Genomic DNA, 17,705 nt, shown 5'->3' on the forward strand with positions numbered 1-17,705 from the left:
GACCTGTTGGCTCTCACGATACGTGCCCGGACCGGTACCGGCCCGCGCCGCGACGGTCGTTCACGGCGCGAGTCCGGTACGCGTCAGTCCTTCACGGCGAATGTCCGGAACGCCGTCTCGCGCAGCTGGACGCATTCCTTGTCCGACCAGGCGTCGGCCTTGCACGTGATCATGATCGCGTAGCCGTGGTTGTCGTCGGCCCGGAAGCCGCGGTCGAGGACGCGGACCTTCTGGCCGTCCTGCCGACGGGTGAACGACCAGTCCGCGACGGTCGGATAGTCCCGCCAGCTGACCGTCTTGATGCCGAGGAGGTGGTAGCCGGGGGTGGAGCTGCGGACCGCCGGCTCCAGGTCGCGCCAAGAGGCCGCGGCGTCGTTGCCCGGCTTGGCGTTGTAGTCGATCTGGATGCGCGGGAACCCGCCCGAGGCGCTGTATATGGCGCCGGAGCCCTGGCCCGCGGTGGCGGTCTGCTTGAAGCCCTTGGGCATGGCCACGGTGAAGTGGAACCGGCCGTTGGAGACCGGCGCGAAGCCGCCCGGCAGGGCCTTGCCGTCCTTGCCGTCCTTGCCGCCCTTGTCGTCGTCGCCCTGGCCGGGGTCCGGTGACTGCGGGCCCGACGGGTCGCTCCCGCCGTCCGAGGGCTTGCTCGCGGCGGGCGAGTCCGCGTCGTCCTTGGCGTCCTTCGAGGGCTTGGCGTGGCCGGAGGACTTGCCGTCCTTGCCGCCCGAGGCGCCGTTCGTCTTGTCGCCGCCGCTGAGCGCGAACGCCAGGATCGTTCCCAGGACCAGCAGTGCCACGATCACGGCCGCGGTGATCAGCGTGCGGCGCGGCACGACATCGGTCAGCGAGGCGCGCGGGGCGGGCCGGCTCCCGTCGCCGCCGGGTCTGGACTCGCTGCGGGCCGCCGCGGCGGCGTTGCGTACGGACTGCAGGGCGCCGCGCACCCGCTCCTTGGCTGCGTCGGTGTCGAGAGAGGGGCGGTTCGCGGGGCGGGCGGCGGGCGTGGCGCCCGCGTCCCGGTCGGCCGCGTCGCTCTTTGCGGCGGCCGATTCCTTGCGGTCCGGGGCGGCCGGCGTGCCGGGCGTGTCCGTCTTCTCCGGTGCGCTCGCCGGGGCGGCGGCCGCCGCCGCTTCCCCGGCGACGGCACCGGCGGCCCCGGCCGCGGGCTTCGCCTTCGGCTTCCGCGCGGTCTTCGGCTTCGGCGCGGCCTTCGGCTTCGGTTCGGGCTTGGTCTTGGGCGCGGCTGCTTTCGGCTTGGCGCCGCGCTCGGCGGGCGCCGTGGGCAGCGCCATCGCCCGCGTGGCGTCCATCGGCGGCTCGGCTTCGGTCTTCTCGGGGCCGTTGACGATCTCCAGCAGCAGCGCCCGCGCGCCCGCGTCGTCCAGGCGGGCCGCCGGGTCCTTCACCAGCAGGCCGTAGATGACGTCTTCCAGCACACCGGCGCTCTTCGGCGGCTCGACCGGCTCGGTCATCACCGCCGTCAGGGTGGCGATCGCCGAGCCCTTGTCGTATGGGGGGTGGCCCTCGACGCAGGCGTAGAGCAGGCCGCCCAGGGACCACATGTCGGCCGGCGGGCCCGGCTTCTGGCCGCGGGCGCGTTCCGGGGAGATGTAGGAGGGGGCGCCGACGAGCATGCCCGTGGAGGTCACGGAGGGGTCGCCCTCGACCTGGGCGATGCCGAAGTCGGTGAGCACGACGCGGCCGTCGTCGGACATCAGCACATTGGACGGCTTCACATCGCGGTGCAGAATGCCCTCGCGGTGCGCGGCGCGCAACACGTCCAGGACGGCGAGGCCGACCTCGGCGGCGCGGCGCGGGGTGAGCGCGCCGTCGTCCCGTACGACCTCGGCGAGCGAGCGGCCCTCGACCAGCTCCATGACGATCCACGGCCGGTCGTCCTCGTCGACCACGTCGTAGACCGTCACCGCGCCGTTGTTGCGGATCCGGGCGATCGCCTTGGCCTCGCGCAGCGTACGCGTGATCAGACGGCGCTTCTCGTCCTCCTCGACCCCGCCGGGGAAGCGCAGTTCCTTGACTGCGACCGTACGGCCCAGGACCTCGTCGCGTGCCCGCCAGACGGTGCCCATGCCGCCCCGGCCGAGAACATCGGCGAGCCGGTACCGGCCGGCGAGCAGCCTGCCCTCCTTGCCGTCCATCTCGACCTCGTCGCCCACGGAAACCCCTCTGCAATCCAGCCGAGTTGACATCGCGATGCCATGAGACCGCATGCGACCGCATGACGATCCCCTGGCGATCGCCAAACTGACCCAACTCGGACAACCCACCCTGGCGGAGCCTTCATTCTCTCTCATCCGCGGCCGTGCGGAAGGCCCGGGTCGTTCCGGGAGGGGGGCGCGTACCCGTCATGATGGCCGGGACGAACGGGAGTCTCCATGACGATGCGCTCGCCTCGCCGGGCCGTGCCGGCCGCCCTGCTCGCGCTGATCGTGCCGGTTCTGACGGGGTGTACTGGTCAGACGCATACCGCCCCCGTCCCGCCTGCGGAAATCCGCCGACCGCCCGCCACGACGGCCGGGGCGCTGCGCCACCTGGTGGACGACGGGGCGCCCGGCGCCGCCTCCCTCATCACCCGCGACGGCCGTTTCTGGGGTTCGCGTTTCTCCACGGCCGGCGTCGCCGATCTGCGCACCGGCCGTGCGATGGAGGAGTCCGACCACTTCCGGGCCGGCAGTCTCACCAAGACTCTGGTCGCGACGGTGATCCTGCAACTCGTCGCCGAGCGGAAACTGACCCTGCACGACACCGCGGCCGCGCACCTTCCCGCGGGGGTGCCGGTCCGCTGGCCCGCCACGGGAAAGAGCGACGGCAGCGATCTACGAAAGGTGACAATCCGCCAGCTGTTGGCCCATACGAGTGGTTTATTCGACTACCCCCGGGACCACCGGCTCGGCGGACAGCTGTACGGCAGGGGCTTCGCCGCCCACCGCTATGACACCCACACTCCGGTCCAGCTCCTGCGGATCGCCCTCCGCCACCGTCCGGTGGCCGCGCCCGGCGCCCGGTACGCGTACGCCAACACCAACTACCTGGTGCTCGGCCAGATCATCCGGCGGGTGACCGGCCACTCGTACGCCACGGAGATCCGCAGGCGCATCCTCGTGCCCGCCGGGCTCAGCAACACCTCCTTCCCCGGCACCGACCCGTCGCTGCCGGAGCCGCACGGCCGCGCCTACTCCCTGATCGGCGGCCGGCGGGTGGACGCCACCTTCCTGGACCCCAGCCGGGCCGGTGCCGCGGGCGAGATGGTCACCACCCTCGGCGACCTGAACCGCTTCCTGTCCGCCCTGCTCAGCGGCAAGTTCCTGGCCCCGCGCCAGATGGCGCAGCTGCGCAACGAACGGGACACCGGCGGCGCCTACGGCCTCGGCCTGTACGCGACCAGGCTGCCGTGCGGCATCACGGTCTGGGGCCACAGCGGCGATATCAACGGCTCGTACGTGGAGGCCGCCGGCACCGCCGGCGGCCGGCACCTCGTCAGCTACCGGGTGAACCTCGACACACCGGCCCGGCCGGCGGACGGGACGGCCGTGCTGACGGCGGAATTCTGCCCGCAGCGGCGTTCCCGTTCGTAGCGGCAGGGGCAGGGGCGGGAGCGGCGGCTACAGCGGCACGATGTCGGGCGCGCCCAGACGGGCCGCGTCCGCCGTCAGATCGTCCGGCTGCCGCTGCGACTCGCGTTCCGCCTCGACCCGCTTCTCGTAGTGTGCGACCTCCTTCTCGATCTGGGCGCTGTCCCAGCCCAGCGCGGGCGCGATCAGTTCGGCGACCTCGCGGGCGCTGCGGGTGCCGCGGTCGAAGGTCTCGATGGAGATGCGGGTACGGCGGGTGAGGACGTCGTCGAGATGCCGGGCGCCCTCGTGCGTGCAGGCGTAGACGGCCTCGGCGCGCAGATAGTCGTCCGCGGCCGCGAGCGGTTCGCCCAGTGAAGGATCGGCCACCACCAGCTCCAGCAGCTCCTCGGTGAGCGAGCCGTAGCGGTTCAAGAGGTGCTCGATCCGGGCGACATGGAGGCCGGTGCGCGCCGCGATCCGGGCCCGCGCGTTCCACAGCGCCCGGTAGCCCTCGGCGCCGACCAGCGGCACGTCCTCCGTCACGCACTCCGCGACCCTGCGGTCCAGCCCGTGGACGGCCTCGTCGACGGCGTCCTTGGCCATCACCCGGTACGTCGTGTACTTGCCGCCGGCGACCACGACCAGCCCCGGCACCGGATGCGCGACGGTGTGCTCGCGCGAGAGCTTGCTGGTCGCATCCGACTCCCCGGCCAGCAACGGCCGCAGACCGGCGTAGACGCCTTCCACGTCGTCCCTGGTCAGCGGTATGGCGAGGACGGAGTTCACATGCTCCAGCAGATAGTCGATGTCCGCGCTGGAGGCCGCGGGGTGGGCCTTGTCGAGGTCCCAGTCGGTGTCCGTCGTCCCGATGATCCAGTGCCGTCCCCACGGGATGACGAACAGCACGCTCTTCTCCGTACGGAGGATGAGTCCGGTCGTCGAATGGATGCGGTCCTTTGGGACAACCAGGTGAATTCCCTTCGAGGCGCGGACATGGAACTGCCCGCGCTCGCCGATCAGGGCCTGGGTGTCGTCGGTCCACACGCCGGTGGCATTGACGATCTGCCGGGCCCGGATCGCGTACTCGCCGCCGGTCTCCACGTCCTGCACCCGCGCGCCGACCACCCGCTCGCCCTCGCGCAGAAAGCCCACCACCCGCGCCCGGTTGGCGGTCTGCGCACCGTAGGCGGCGGCGGTGCGCACCATCGTCGCCACATACCGCGCGTCGTCCATCTGCGCGTCGTAATACTGGAGCGCGCCGACCAGCGCGTCCCCCTTGAGGCAGGGCGCCACCCTCAGGGCCCGCTTGTGGGAGAGGTGGCGGTGTACGGGGAGCCCGCGGCCGTGTCCCGAGGACACCGACATCGCGTCGTAGAGCGCCACGCCGGAGCCCGCGTACCAGCGCTCCCAGCCGCGGTGCTGCAACGGATAGAGGAACGGCACGGGTTTGACCAGATGCGGCGCCAGCCGCTGCAGCAGCAGCCCGCGCTCCTTGAGCGCCTCCCGTACGAGCGCGAAGTCCAGCATCTCCAGATAGCGCAGGCCGCCGTGGATGAGCTTGCTCGACCGGCTGGAGGTGCCCGAGGCCCAGTCGCGGGCCTCGACCAGACCGGTGGCCAGTCCGCGGGTCGCCGCGTCCAGGGCCGTGCCGGCGCCGACGACCCCGCCCCCGACCACCAGAATGTCCAACTCCTGCTCCGCCATTCGGGCGAGCGCCTCGGCACGCTGGGCCGGTCCCAGTGTCGCTGTTTTCACCACTGCCTCCCGCTGTGATCGGTGCCGTACCAATCGTTCGTCGTTCTGGCCGTGCTCCATGCCGGTATCCCCGCTCCGCCCGTTACGGCAACACCCCGCCCCCTTGATCCACCAATCCCTATTCTGGGTCAAATGTCGGCTTAGTCTACTTATGCGTTATTCGCAGTCGCTCGGGAAGGACGGCAGCAGACATGCCCGCGGACCTCGCCGTCATCGGACTCGGCCACCTCGGCCTCCCCCTCGCCCAAGCCGCCACCGCCGCCGGCATCGGCACCATCGGTTACGACCCCGACCCGCACGCCGCCGCCCCCTCAGGCGCCGACGGGCCGCTGTCGGCAACCGAGATCCGCCGCCTGCTCGCGGCCGGTTTCCGCACCACCGCCGACCCCGCCGCCCTCGGCAAGGTCCGTACGGCCGTCATCTGCGCGGCCACCCCGCTCGGCGCGGACCGCGCCCTGGACCTGACCGGCATCGCGGACGCGGCCCGCGCGCTCGCCGCGCGGCTGCGCCCGCACACCACCGTCATCCTCGAATCCACCGCCTACCCGGGCACCACCGAGGAATTCGTGCGCCCCCTCCTCGAAGAGGGCTCCGGACTGACCGCGGGCCGCGACTTCCATCTCGCCTGCTCCCCCAGCCGCCACGACCCCGGCAACCGCACCCACCCCTACCGCAACACCCCCAAGGTCATCGGCGGCCTCACCCCCGCCTGCACCGAGGCCGCCGCGGCGTTCTACGGCCGGATCACCGACAAGGTCGTCCGCGCCCGCGGCCCCCGCGAGGCCGAGGCGTCCAAGCTCCTGGAGACCAACTACCGCCACATCAACATCGCCCTGATGAACGAGATGGCGGTCTTCTGCCACGACATCGGCGTCGACCTCTGGGACGTCATCCGCTGCGCCGAGACCAAGCCGTTCGGCTTCCAGGCCTTCCGCCCCGGCCCGGGGGTCGGCGGCCACGCCACCCCCATCGACCCCAACTACCTTTCCTACAAGGGCCGTTCGCTGGGCTACCCGCTCCGCATGGTCGAACTCGCCCAAGAGGTCAACGGCCGGATGCCCCGCTACGTCATCCAGCGCTGCGCCACCCTCCTCAACGAACACGGCAAGTCCGCCCGCGGCGCCCGCATCCTGCTCCTCGGCGTCACCTACAAGCCGGACATCGGCGACCAGGAAGCCGCCCCGGCCCGCGAAATCGCCTCCCGCCTGATGGAACTGGGCGCCGGCCTCACCTACCACGACCCCTACGTCCCCCAGTGGAACGTCCTCGACCGCCCCATCCCCCGCGCCGACTCCCTCTACGAGGCCGCGGCCGCCGCCGATCTGACGGTGCTGCTCCAGCCCCACCGCGTCTACGACCTCCAGGGCCTGGCCGTGAAGGCCCAGCTCCTCCTGGACACCCGCGGGGCGACGCCTACGGGGGCGGCGCACCGGCTGTGACGCCCGCGGCACGCGGCGGCATCGAACGGATCACGAATTAAAGTTTTTGTGAGCATGTCAGACTGCGCTGTTATTTTGGTCTCTCCATTACGAACCTTTACGGGGGACCACCATGAGCCAGTCCTATCCGCCGCCACCCGGCCAGCCCCAGCAGCCCCAGCAGCCCCAGTACGGCGCGCCCGCGCCGGGCGGCTACCCGGCCGCTCCCGGGGGCTACGCGCCGGTGCCGGTGTCCAGCGGAAACCCGGGCCTCGCCATCGTCGTGGGCGTCGTCGTCATGCTGATCGTGGCGGCCATCTACGGCGCGATCCTCAAGGCCACCGACGGCGCCTCGATCGGCTACGCGGCGCTTGCCCTCGGCGCGGCGATCGGCGCCGTCATGGGCAAGATCGGCGGGCGCAACGCCGCCGTCCCCGTGCTGGCCGCGGTGCTCGGCCTGCTCGCCTACTACCTCGGCGTGATGTTCGGCGTCGCCTTCGTCATCGACGACTTCGGGCTCTTCTTCCAGCACTTCGGCGAACTCAACGAGGCCTACGCGCAGAACTTCGAGCCGATCGAGGTGCTCTTCTTCGTCCTGGCCGCGGCCGGTGGCTTCTCCACCGCCAAGAAGCTGGGCCGCTGACCCTCGGCCGTACACCCCGAAGGGCCCGGACCGCCACCGCGGTCCGGGCCCTTCGTCGTGCTGCGTGCGCTTCGCCTCAGCGGTTGTCGTGCTGCGACGGCGCGACCGTGACCTCCACCCGCTGGAACTCCTTCAGCTCGGAGTACCCGGTGGTGGCCATCGCCCGGCGCAGCGCGCCGAAGAAGTTCATCGACCCGTCGGGACGGGTCGAGGGACCGCACAGGATCTCCTCGGTGGTGCCGACCGCGCCCAGGTCCATCCGCTTGCCGCGCGGCACGTCCTCGTGGACGGCCTCCATGCCCCAGTGGTGACCGCGGCCCGGCGCGTCCGTCGCGCGGGCGAGCGGCGAGCCCATCATCACCGCGTCCGCACCGCAGGCGATCGCCTTGGGCAGGTCGCCGGACCAGCCGACGCCGCCATCCGCGATGACATGCACATACCGACCACCGGACTCGTCCATGTAGTCCCGGCGCGCGGCCGCGACATCGGCCACCGCGGTCGCCATCGGCACCTGGATGCCGAGGACGTTACGGGTGGTGTGCGCGGCGCCGCCGCCGAAGCCGACCAGCACACCGGCCGCGCCGGTACGCATCAGGTGCAGCGCCGCGGTGTAGGTGGCGCAGCCGCCGACGATGACGGGGACGTCCAGCTCGTAGATGAACTGCTTGAGGTTCAGCGGCTCGGCGGCGGAGGAGACGTGCTCCGCCGACACCGTCGTCCCGCGGATGACGAAGATGTCCACACCCGCGTCCACCACGGCCTTGGAGAACTGTGCGGTGCGCTGCGGAGAGAGCGCGGCGGCGGTGACGACACCCGAGTCGCGCACCTCCTTGATCCGCTGCCCGATAAGCTCTTCCTTGATCGGCGCGGCGTAGATCTCCTGGAGGCGCTTGGTGGCCGCCTCGCCGTCCAGCTCCGCGATCTCCGCGAGCAGCGGCTCCGGGTCCTCGTACCGGGTCCACAGACCCTCGAGGTTCAGGACGCCCAGGCCGCCCAGTTCACCGATGCGGATGGCGGTCTGCGGGGAGACCACCGAGTCCATGGGAGCCGCCAGGAACGGCAGCTCGAAGCGGTAGGCGTCGATCTGCCAGGCGATCGAGACCTCCTTCGGGTCGCGGGTGCGGCGACTCGGTACGACGGCAATGTCGTCGAAGGCATACGCCCGGCGGCCGCGCTTGCCGCGTCCGATCTCGATCTCAGTCACTGTGATTGGCCCTTCCTACGGAATACGCCCACCAGTATCCCTGACGCGCCAGGACCCGCGACCTCCCCGGTCGCGGGTCCCGAAAACCTTTCGTCGCGGTGGCCCTCAGCCCCGCGCGTAGTTCGGCGCCTCGGTGATCATCTGGACGTCGTGCGGGTGGCTCTCCTTCAGGCCCGCCGTGGTGATGCGCACGAAGCGGCCCTTCTCCTTGAGCTCGGGGATGTCGGCGGAGCCGACGTAGCCCATGGAGGCCCGCAGACCGCCGACGAGCTGGTGGGCGACCGAGGCCAGCGGCCCGCGGTAGGGGACCTGCCCCTCGATGCCCTCGGGGACGAGCTTGTCCTCGGACAGGACGTTGTCCTGGAAGTAGCGGTCCTTGGAGAAGGAACGCGCCTGGCCGCGGGACTGCATCGCGCCCAGCGAGCCCATGCCGCGGTACGACTTGAACTGCTTGCCGTTGATGAAGACCATCTCGCCCGGCGACTCCTCGCAGCCGGCCAGCAGCGAGCCCAGCATGACGGTGTCCGCACCGGCCGCGATGGCCTTGGCGATGTCGCCGGAGAACTGCAGGCCACCGTCGCCGATCAGCGGGACGCCCGCGGCGTGCGCGGCCTGCGCGGCCTCGTAGATCGCGGTGACCTGCGGCACGCCGACACCGGCGACGACGCGGGTGGTGCAGATGGAGCCGGGGCCGACGCCGACCTTGATGCCGTCCACACCCGCGTCGATCAGCGCCTGCGCGCCGTCCCGGGTGGCGACGTTGCCGCCCACGACATCGACGGTGATGTTGGACTTGACCTTGGCGATCATGTCGAGGATGCCGCGGCTGTGGCCGTGCGCGCTGTCGATGACGAGGAAGTCCGCACCGGCCTCGACCAGCGCCTGCGCCCGGTCGTACGCCGCGTCGCCGACGCCCACCGCCGCGCCGACGACCAGGCGGCCCTCGGCGTCCTTGGCGGCGTTCGGGTACTTCTCCGCCTTGACGAAGTCCTTGACCGTGATCAGGCCCTTGAGCACGCCCGCGTCATCGACCAGCGGCAGCTTCTCGATCTTGTGACGGCGCAGCAGCTGGATGGCGTCGTCGCCGGAGATCCCGACCTTGCCGGTGACCAGCGGCATCGGCGTCATGACCTCGCGGACCTGACGGGCGCGGTCCATCTCGAAGGCCATGTCGCGGTTGGTGACGATGCCCAGCAGCTTGCCGGCCGCATCCGTCACCGGGACGCCGCTGATGCGGAACTTCGCACACAGCGCGTCGGCCTCGGCGAGCGTGGCGTCCGGGCGGACCGTGATCGGGTCGGTGACCATGCCGGACTCGGAGCGCTTGACCAGATCGACCTGGTTGGCCTGGTCCTCGATGGAGAGATTGCGGTGCAGCACACCGGCGCCGCCCTGGCGCGCCATGGCGATGGCCATCCGCGCCTCGGTGACCTTGTCCATCGCGGCCGACAGCAGCGGGATGTTCACCGAGACGTTCCGCGAGACCCGGGAGGCGGTGTTCACCGTGTTCGGCAGCACCTCCGACGCACCGGGCAGCAGCAGGACATCGTCGTATGTCAGCCCGAGCATGGCGAATTTGGCGGGCATACCGTCGACGTTGTCACTCATGACACCTTCCCCAATGCTCTTGCCTCAGCGCGGACTCCCATGCTAACGGCCTGGAGGGGTGTCCAATTCCACGGCGGATGAGGGGCTCGTCACTTGTGGCTTCCTACGGAGGTATCGCGCCAGGCGGCGAATACGGCCTACTGCTCGGCGAGCGCCCGCAGCCGGCTCAGCGCGCGGTGCTGGGCGACCCGTACCGCGCCGGGCGACATCCCCAGCATCTGCCCGGTCTCCTCGGCGGTGAGCCCGACGGCGACCCGCAGCAGGACCAGCTCCCGCTGGTTCTCCGGCAGATTGGCCAGCAGCTTCTTGGCCCACTCGGCATCGCTGCTCAGCAGCGCCCGCTCCTCGGGGCCGAGGGAATTGTCCGGCTGCTCGGGCATCTCGTCGGACGGCACGGCCGTACTGCCCGGATGCCGCATCGCGGCCCGCTGCAGATCGGCGACCTTGTGGCCGGCGATGGCGAAGACGAACGCCTCGAAGGGCTTTCCGGTGTCGCGGTAGCGCGGCAGCGCGCAGAGCACCGCGACACAGACCTCCTGCGCCAGGTCTTCGACGAAATGCCGGGCATCGCCGGGCAGCCGCGACAGCCGGGTGCGGCAGTAGCGCAGGGCGAGCGGATGGACGTGGGCCAAGAGGTCGTGCGTGGCCCGCTGGTCACCCTCGACGGCGCGTGCGACGAGATCGCCGATCTCCTGATTCCCGTCATCGCGCATCGGTCCATGGTGCCTTGATGCCAGACGATCTGTGGCACCACCCCCGTCGTTGTGCCCCGAACCGTTACGAGCCGTCGCGCTAGCACTCACGTTCCACGCCTCCCCCGTTCGGGTTGTACCCATACCGACCGCGAGCCCTCGCCGGTAGCTTGTCTGCGAGCCGTACGGCGCCGGGCAGGCCTTGTCCGTCATGAGGTCTCTTCTGGCCGAGTGAGAAGCCCCGGCCTCCGCCGGGGAGGAGTCACACCTCAAGGATGCGGCATCCCGCGAGGTTTCGGCGCCGGGCGTCGACGCGGCGGGGTTACGACGGTCGCCACCCGGTCAGCGGGCGGGTGCCGTAACCCCGTTTGCACAGCAGATTCAGCGGACGAGTCCCCAGCGGAAACCGAGCGCCACCGCATGCGCGCGGTCCGAGGCGCCGAGCTTCTTGAACAGACGCCGGGCGTGGGTCTTGACCGTGTCCTCGGACAGGAACAGCTCGCGGCCGATCTCGGCGTTGGAGCGGCCGTGACTCATGCCCTCCAGCACCTGGATCTCGCGCGCGGTGAGCGTCGGCGCGGCGCCCATCTCGGCGGACCGCAGCCGGCGCGGGGCGAGCCGCCACGTCGGGTCGGCCAGCGCCTGGGTCACCGTCGCCCGCAGCTCGGCGCGCGAGGCGTCCTTGTGCAGATAGCCGCGGGCCCCGGCGGCGACCGCGAGCGCGACGCCGTCGAGGTCCTCGGCCACCGTGAGCATGATGATCCGGGCGCCGGGGTCGGCGGACAGCAGCCGGCGCACGGTCTCGACACCGCCGAGACCGGGCATCCGTACGTCCATCAAAATCAGGTCCGAACGATCGGCACCCCAGCGGCGGAGGACTTCCTCGCCGTTGGCCGCGGTCGTCACACGCTCGACGCCGGGCACGGTCGCAACCGCCCGACGGAGCGCCTCTCGGGCAAGCGGGGAGTCGTCGCAGACGAGGACGGATGTCATGACCGTCCTCCCCAGCTGATGCGCGTCACCTTGAGCCTCCAGGCTGGTACGTATCGTCACCTGTGCGATTGACGGCCCTCGGACACCTGCCCGACGGCTACCTCTGCCAACCGCCTCCGCACACTCAACGACGGTCACTCGAAAGAGTTACGGCTTCGAGGACCGCCTTCAGCACGCTCCGTGAGGAGCCGGATACGCAGACGGCATCGTGGGCGACCGGCATCCGCGCGTGCACCCTATGCCCTATTTGGCTCTCTTGCTTCCATTTTCGCGGAGTCTGCGACTAGATTCGCAATGAGTCATATTTACATCTACTTAGACGGTAGATGTACGTTCTGAGCACCGAGCCCGAATCAGCATCGCTTCGAGGGGACAAGCAATGGCAGATTTCTCCCGCCTCCCGGGCCCGAACGCAGACCTCTGGGACTGGCAGCTCCTCGCCGCCTGCCGCGGCGTGGACAGCTCGCTCTTCTTCCACCCCGAAGGTGAGCGCGGAGCGGCCCGCAGCGCGCGTGAGACATCGGCGAAGGAGGTGTGCATGCGCTGCCCGGTGCGGGCCGAGTGCGCGGCGCATGCCCTGGCTGTCCGCGAGCCCTACGGGGTCTGGGGCGGACTGACCGAGGACGAACGCGAGGAACTCATGGGCCGGGCCCGCCACCGGCTGATCCCCGCGACCTCACTGACCGGCCAAGCAGGCATGAGCGGCGCCTGATCATCCGGAGCGGACCGGCCACCAGGACACTTTCCCGCAGAACGACCCGAGACCCCGCAGTTCAACCGGCGGACCCCAGGGCGCCCCGTCGGCGCCGTTCCCGTCTGCGCGCTCCCGCTCCGTACGGCCCGGCAGCGCCCGCATCCGTCAGCGTCCCCGCCCCCGGCGCCCCGGCGCCCTCACCGTCCGCGGCCCGCGGCGTCCACCAGCTGGTCGAGCATGGCCTCGACGGCCGGGACCCGCGCCAGATCCGGCAGCGTCAGCGCAACGATCTCCCGGTGCACGGCCGGCTCCATCCGTACCGGCGTGGCCCCCTTGGGACGCACCGACGCCAAGGTGAGCTCCGGCAGCGCGGCGACCCCGAGGCCCGCGCCGACCAGCCCGATCACCGCCGGATAGTCGTCCGTCGCAAAGTCGATACGCGGCGTGAAGCCCGCGCTCTCACAGACCTCGACGAGATGCCGGCGGCAGCGCGGGCAGCCCGCGATCCACGGCTCGTCGGCCAGCTCGGCGAAGCCCGCCGTCCCGGCCTTCGCCAGCCGGTGGCCGTCCGGAACCAACCCGATCAGCCGATCCTGCAGGATCGGCCGGGCCACCAGGTCGTCCCACTCCGCCCCGGCCGCCGGGTCCGCCCCGCGCACCTCCGGGTAACGGAAGGCCAGCGCGATCTCGCAGTCGCCGTTGCGCAGCATCTCGATCGAGCGCGGCGGCTCGGCCTCGACCAGCGAGACCCGGGTGCCGGGGTGCGCGGCGCGCATCTTGGCGAGCGCGGTCGGCACCAGCGTCGAGCTGCCCGAGGGGAACGACACCAGCCGCACCCGCCCCGCGCGCAGGCCCGCGATGGCCGCGACCTCCTCCTCGGCGGCGGTCAGCCCCGCCAGGATGCCGACGGCGTGCCGCACGAGCGCCTCGCCCGCCTGTGTCAGCCGCGTCTCGCGGCCCGTACGGACCAGGAGCGGGGTGCCCGTGGCCTGCTCCAGGGCCTTCATCTGCTGGCTGACGGCGGGCTGTGTGCAGCCCAGCTCCCGCGCGGCGGCGGAGAAGGAACCGGTCCTGGCGACGGCGCGCAGTACGCGGAGATGGCGGGCCTCGATCATGGTTCAAGCATAAGCGAATCTTGGATAGATCGTGAAAAATCGGTTGTGGTCTTTGGGTGGATTGCGGAGGGGTGGCCAGGGGTGTCGGTGGGGGCTGTCCCTGGGGTGGTGGCTGGCGCGGCGGATCGGTCGGCGCTTGGGGTGGCGGCGTGGGTGGCGCTGGGGATGGTGGCTGGGCCGGCACTTCGGGCGGCGGCTGGGGCGACGCTGCCTGCGGTGCATCGGGAGACGTGTCGCACGGCGTCCTGGGCGGCGTACCAGGCCGCGCCGGGGACGGCGCGAGGGCTTAGCGTGACGATATTGAGCACGGATGGTGCGGTGTAGGGAGCGCGGTGTGCAGCTGCTGACCGTGAATGTGGGACGGGCCGGGCCGTCCGGGGCCGCGGGCGCCGGAACGGGCATCGACAAGCGTCCGGTGGACGGCCCGGTTGCGGTCGCCGCCCCGGGGCCCAAGGGCATCGGGGCGAGCGGGCTCGCGGGGGACGCCGTGGTCAACATCCGCCATCACGGCGGGAACGACCAGGCCGTGTACGCCTACGCCCGCGAGGACCTCGACGACTGGGAGCGGGAACTGGGCCGCGCGCTGGCCAACGGTGCCTTCGGCGAGAACCTCACCACCCGCGGCGCCGACATCACCGGCGCCCGGATCGGCGAGCGTTGGCGCATCGGCCCGCGGCTGCTGCTGGAGGTGACCTCGCCGCGCATCCCGTGCCGGACGTTCCAGGAGTGGCTCGGCGAACCCGGTTGGATCAAGCGGTTCACCCGGGCCGCGGCGCCCGGCGCGTATCTGCGGGTGCTCGAGGCGGGCGAGATCCGCGCGGGCGACGCCGTTGAGCTGGTGCACCGCCCGGAGCACGAGGTCACCATCGCGCTGATGTTCCGGTCCCTGACCACGCGGCCGGAGCTGCTGCCGCGGATCCTCGATGCGGGCGACGCGCTGCATCCGGAGGCGCGGGCCAAGGCACTCCGGCGCGTGGAGCGGATGAAGCAGGTGGAGCAGGCAGGGAATTGAGCATCCGTTCCGGGTGGGGGTTGTCCAACCCGGGCGGATAGCGTGCCCGTATGACGACTGCATTGATCACGGGATCGACGGCGGGCATCGGGGCGGCGTTCGCCCGGCGGCTCGCGAGCGACGGACACAACGTGGTGCTGGTGGCGCGCGACGAGAAGCGGCTGCGCGAACAGGCCACCGAGCTGCACGACCGGCACGGCATCGAGGCCGAGGTGCTGGTCGCCGATCTGGCCACCGAGGACGGCATCGGTGCCGTCGAGGCGCGGCTCGCGGAGTCCAAGCATCCGGTGGATGTGCTGGTGAACAACGCCGGCTTCGGCAACAAGGGCGAGTACCTCGAAGTGCCGATGGCCGACGAGCTGATGATGCTGAAGGTGCACTGCGAGGCGGTGCTGCGGCTGACCTCGGCGGCGGTGCGCGGGATGCGGGACCGGCGGCGGGGCGCGGTGGTCAATGTGGCGTCGGTGGCGGCGTTCGTGCCGCGGGGCACGTACGGGGCGAGCAAGGCGTGGGTCGTGCAGTTCACGCAGGGGGCGGCGCGTGACCTGGCGGGCAGCGGCGTGCGGTTGATGGCGCTGTGCCCCGGGTTCGTACGGACCGAGTTCCATCAGCGGGCCGGGATGGGGACGGACAACATCCCCTCGTGGATGTGGCTGGACGCGGACAAGCTGGTGGATGCGGCGATGAAGGATCTGACGCGGGGGAAGTCCCTTTCGATTCCGGACCCGCGGTACAAGGCGCTGATGGGGGCCGTGAAGCTGGCGCCTCGGGGCGTGCTGGGCGGCCTGTCCTCTCGGACCGGCCGCAAATACGGGCCCCGATAGCCGTACGTTTCCGGCTTCCCGCCGTAGGGGTTATTCGCCGTCCCTCCTGCGGCGGGCGTGGCTTTTCCCGCCGCGGCCCCGGTCCTGCACGGCTTCGCCGCTACGGCCCGGGGCCTCCCGTGGGTGGGGGGTGAGAGGCAGGTGGGTGCTGGTGCCGTCCTGCCAGGTGATGTGGATCGTGGTGCCTGTGATGGCGGTTGTGGCCAGTTCGCTCACGGGGGCGGGGGTCGGGTCTCCGGTCAGGGAGGCCAGGGCCACGAAGAGCGTGCCTTGGGGGTCTGCCGTGGTGGTGCCGTCCAGGACGGCGACGTGGGTGTCGGGGGCGACGAGGGTGCTTCCCGTGGGGGTGTGACCGGGGGGCGGCTCGTAGCCGTGGACCGGGTGGAGCTGGGCGGTGGGGCCTTCGGGGGCGGGGCCGTTGAGGGCGGGGTTGTCGGGACTGTGGCGGGGGACGGCCCAGCCGGTCTGGCGTACGGGGGTGCCGGGCGGGGCGCCGGTGACCAGGTGGGCGCGGAGTTCGGTACGGCCGTGGACGGCGGTGGCGGACAGGACCCGGACGCCGGGGAGTTCGGCGCCGTCGGGGGTGCGCGGGATGTGGGTGGAGGCGGCCCAGTCGGGCCCCCGGCCGTGGGGTGTGGCGGGGCCGCGGGTGGTGGGGCGGCCGTCGATGAGCAGGGCGAAGTGGTTGTCGGGCGCGTGCTCGCCGGTGGGGCCGGTGCGGGTGGAGTAGGCGTAGCGCGCGTAGTAGGGGTCGGGGCCGGGGTGGACGGCGTTGCTGCCGTGGTTGTGGAGGCGGACCAGGCCGTCGGAGGCGGTGGAGTGCAGGAGCAGCCCGGTGGGGCCCAGGGGTTGGGCGGTGTCCTCGGTTTCGGCGGGGAGGGGTTCCTCGGGGGCCGTCCAGGCCGGGTGGTCGGGGGACAGCAGCAGGCCGAGGAATCCCTTGGCCGCCCAGTAGGGGGACGCCGGGCCCGAATAGCTCTGGAGCATGGGGGCGTAGGGCCCGTACCAGCCGAGGGACAGCAGGCCGCTCCCGGTCATGGCGCCGCGGTCGAGGAAGTGGCGCAGGGCGCCGGAGGCGAGGCGGCGGGTGGCGCCGGGGGTGAGCGGGGTGTGGCCGGTGAGGGCGCCCAGCCAGGGGGCGGCGGTGGCGGCGAAGCGGTAGGTGAGGGAGCGGCCGAAGGGGACCGGCGCGCCGTTGGCGTCGAAGAGGCGGGTGTAGTGGGTCAGATGGGCGCGCAGACGGTCGCCGTAGGTGGCCAGGAGGGGTGCGTCGGCGGCCAGGTGGGCGTGCAGGACGGGATAGAAGTGCAGCGCCCAGGCGTTGTAGTGGTCGAAGGCGCGGTTGTCGCCGTCGGAGTACCAGCCGTCGCCCAGGTACCAGTCCTCGATGCGGGTCAGCGCGCGGTCGATGGCGGCCTGGGCGCGTAGCGGCTCGATGCCCGCGTCCAGCAGGAAGCCGCCCACGGTGAGGCCGAAGAGCCACCAGTTGTTGTCCACGGGGGACGGGGTGAGCGCGGGCAGCAGCCAGTCGGCGAGGCGGGCGCGGACCCCGTCGTCGAGGGTGTCCCAGAGCCGGCGGCGGGTCAGGCGGAGGCCCAGGGCGAGGGAGGCGGCTTCGACGCGGGCCTGGCGGACGGCTGCGATCTCCGGCCAGGAGTCGGGGCCGCCGCGCGTCAACTGCCGTTCGGTGGTGGGGCTTCGGGTGCCGGCGGCGAGTCCCTCGGCGTAGCGGGCGAGGCGGGCCCGGGAGGCGTGGTCGGTGCTGCCGGCCGTGCGCAGGGCGGCGAGCAGGAAGGTGCGGGCGAAGCCTTCCAGGCCGTCCGACCGGGGGCCGGACGAGCTGGGGCGGGCGCCGGGGAGGGAGATCAGGGCGTGGTGCGGGGAGGCGTACGGGACGGTGGCGTCGAGCAGGGCGTCGGCCGTGGCCTCCCAGTGGGCGCGGGTCCAGCCGGTGTACGGGCTGCGGCGGCGGTCCTCGGACGGGAGGGGGACACAGGGGCCGGGCGGGAGGGAGAAACGGTCCTCGGGCGGGAGGGGGAAACGGGGGCCGGGCGCGGCGGCGGAGTGCGTCGGATCGGGCATGGGCTTCCCCTGGGCGATGGGCGGCGTGCCGGGCGACGCGGGAATCCTTCAGCCGCGGGTGCGGGGGCGTCAAGGGACCGAACGGTGCGAGAA

General features: G+C 71.8%; 14 protein-coding genes. 6 read left to right on the forward strand and 8 right to left on the reverse strand.

Annotation, left to right across the window (positions count from 1 at the left end; all coding sequences use genetic code 11):
- Positions 1 to 83 precede the first annotated feature (83 nt).
- Positions 84 to 2,156 (reverse strand): serine/threonine-protein kinase, encoded by a 2,073-nt coding sequence (locus tag AC5677_RS16750; protein ID WP_497196653.1) that lies wholly within the window; start codon positions 2,154 to 2,156, stop codon positions 84 to 86.
- 237 nt (positions 2,157 to 2,393) lie between these two features.
- On the opposite strand from AC5677_RS16750, the gene AC5677_RS16755 reads away from it, so the two are divergent.
- A complete protein-coding gene (locus AC5677_RS16755; RefSeq protein WP_497195850.1) occupies positions 2,394 to 3,593 on the forward strand; it encodes a serine hydrolase domain-containing protein in 1,200 nt (399 codons plus the stop codon).
- A 27-nt stretch (positions 3,594 to 3,620) separates the two neighbouring features.
- Here the strand turns inward: AC5677_RS16755 and AC5677_RS16760 are convergent, their stop codons facing one another.
- Complete coding sequence (locus AC5677_RS16760; protein WP_497195851.1) at positions 3,621 to 5,327, reverse strand: glycerol-3-phosphate dehydrogenase/oxidase; 1,707 nt, start codon at positions 5,325 to 5,327, stop codon at positions 3,621 to 3,623.
- 191 nt (positions 5,328 to 5,518) lie between these two features.
- Between AC5677_RS16760 and AC5677_RS16765 the strand changes: the two genes are divergently transcribed.
- Together AC5677_RS16765 and AC5677_RS16770 are read left to right on the forward strand one after the other, a co-directional pair.
- Positions 5,519 to 6,766, forward strand: a complete 1,248-nt coding sequence (locus AC5677_RS16765; protein WP_497195852.1) for a nucleotide sugar dehydrogenase — start codon at positions 5,519 to 5,521, stop codon at positions 6,764 to 6,766.
- Positions 6,767 to 6,878: 112 nt separating this feature from the next.
- Positions 6,879 to 7,388: a hypothetical protein gene (locus AC5677_RS16770; protein WP_497195853.1), complete on the forward strand. Its 510-nt coding sequence runs from the start codon at positions 6,879 to 6,881 to the stop codon at positions 7,386 to 7,388.
- A 76-nt stretch (positions 7,389 to 7,464) separates the two neighbouring features.
- Here the strand turns inward: AC5677_RS16770 and AC5677_RS16775 are convergent, their stop codons facing one another.
- The 4 genes from AC5677_RS16775 to AC5677_RS16790 form a co-directional block, all read right to left on the reverse strand.
- Positions 7,465 to 8,592, reverse strand: a complete 1,128-nt coding sequence (locus AC5677_RS16775; protein ID WP_403505541.1) for a GuaB3 family IMP dehydrogenase-related protein — start codon at positions 8,590 to 8,592, stop codon at positions 7,465 to 7,467.
- 105 nt (positions 8,593 to 8,697) lie between these two features.
- The gene (gene guaB / locus AC5677_RS16780) at positions 8,698 to 10,200 is read right to left on the reverse strand and encodes an IMP dehydrogenase (protein WP_403505544.1); all 1,503 of its coding nucleotides are present in this window, start codon (positions 10,198 to 10,200) and stop codon (positions 8,698 to 8,700) included.
- A gap of 137 nt (positions 10,201 to 10,337) precedes the next feature.
- Positions 10,338 to 10,913, reverse strand: coding sequence for a sigma-70 family RNA polymerase sigma factor (locus AC5677_RS16785; protein WP_393545966.1), 576 nt, complete (start codon positions 10,911 to 10,913; stop codon positions 10,338 to 10,340).
- A gap of 360 nt (positions 10,914 to 11,273) precedes the next feature.
- A complete protein-coding gene (locus AC5677_RS16790; RefSeq protein WP_003948568.1) occupies positions 11,274 to 11,885 on the reverse strand; it encodes a response regulator transcription factor in 612 nt (203 codons plus the stop codon).
- Between the two features lie 379 nt (positions 11,886 to 12,264).
- On the opposite strand from AC5677_RS16790, the gene AC5677_RS16795 reads away from it, so the two are divergent.
- Positions 12,265 to 12,597 carry a WhiB family transcriptional regulator gene (locus AC5677_RS16795; protein WP_403505550.1) on the forward strand — a complete coding sequence of 111 codons (333 nt, stop codon included), beginning with the start codon at positions 12,265 to 12,267 and terminating at the stop codon, positions 12,595 to 12,597.
- Positions 12,598 to 12,776: 179 nt separating this feature from the next.
- Here AC5677_RS16795 and AC5677_RS16800 read toward each other — a convergent pair whose 3' ends face one another.
- Entirely contained in the window at positions 12,777 to 13,694 is a 918-nt protein-coding gene (locus tag AC5677_RS16800) for a LysR family transcriptional regulator (protein WP_497195854.1), read from the reverse strand.
- A gap of 334 nt (positions 13,695 to 14,028) precedes the next feature.
- Between AC5677_RS16800 and AC5677_RS16805 the strand changes: the two genes are divergently transcribed.
- Both AC5677_RS16805 and AC5677_RS16810 read left to right on the forward strand, forming a co-directional pair.
- Entirely contained in the window at positions 14,029 to 14,706 is a 678-nt protein-coding gene (locus AC5677_RS16805) for an MOSC domain-containing protein (protein WP_497195855.1), read from the forward strand.
- Positions 14,707 to 14,756: 50 nt separating this feature from the next.
- On the forward strand, positions 14,757 to 15,530 hold the full coding sequence (locus tag AC5677_RS16810) for an SDR family NAD(P)-dependent oxidoreductase (protein ID WP_497195856.1): 774 nt from the start codon (positions 14,757 to 14,759) through the stop codon (positions 15,528 to 15,530).
- Positions 15,531 to 15,560: 30 nt separating this feature from the next.
- On the opposite strand, the gene AC5677_RS16815 is transcribed toward AC5677_RS16810, so the two are convergent.
- Positions 15,561 to 17,612 carry a DUF2264 domain-containing protein gene (locus AC5677_RS16815; RefSeq protein ID WP_497195857.1) on the reverse strand — a complete coding sequence of 684 codons (2,052 nt, stop codon included), beginning with the start codon at positions 17,610 to 17,612 and terminating at the stop codon, positions 15,561 to 15,563.
- Between the last annotated feature and the right edge of the window lie 93 nt (positions 17,613 to 17,705).

It is taken from the genome of Streptomyces sp. JLSY215, assembly GCF_059682825.1.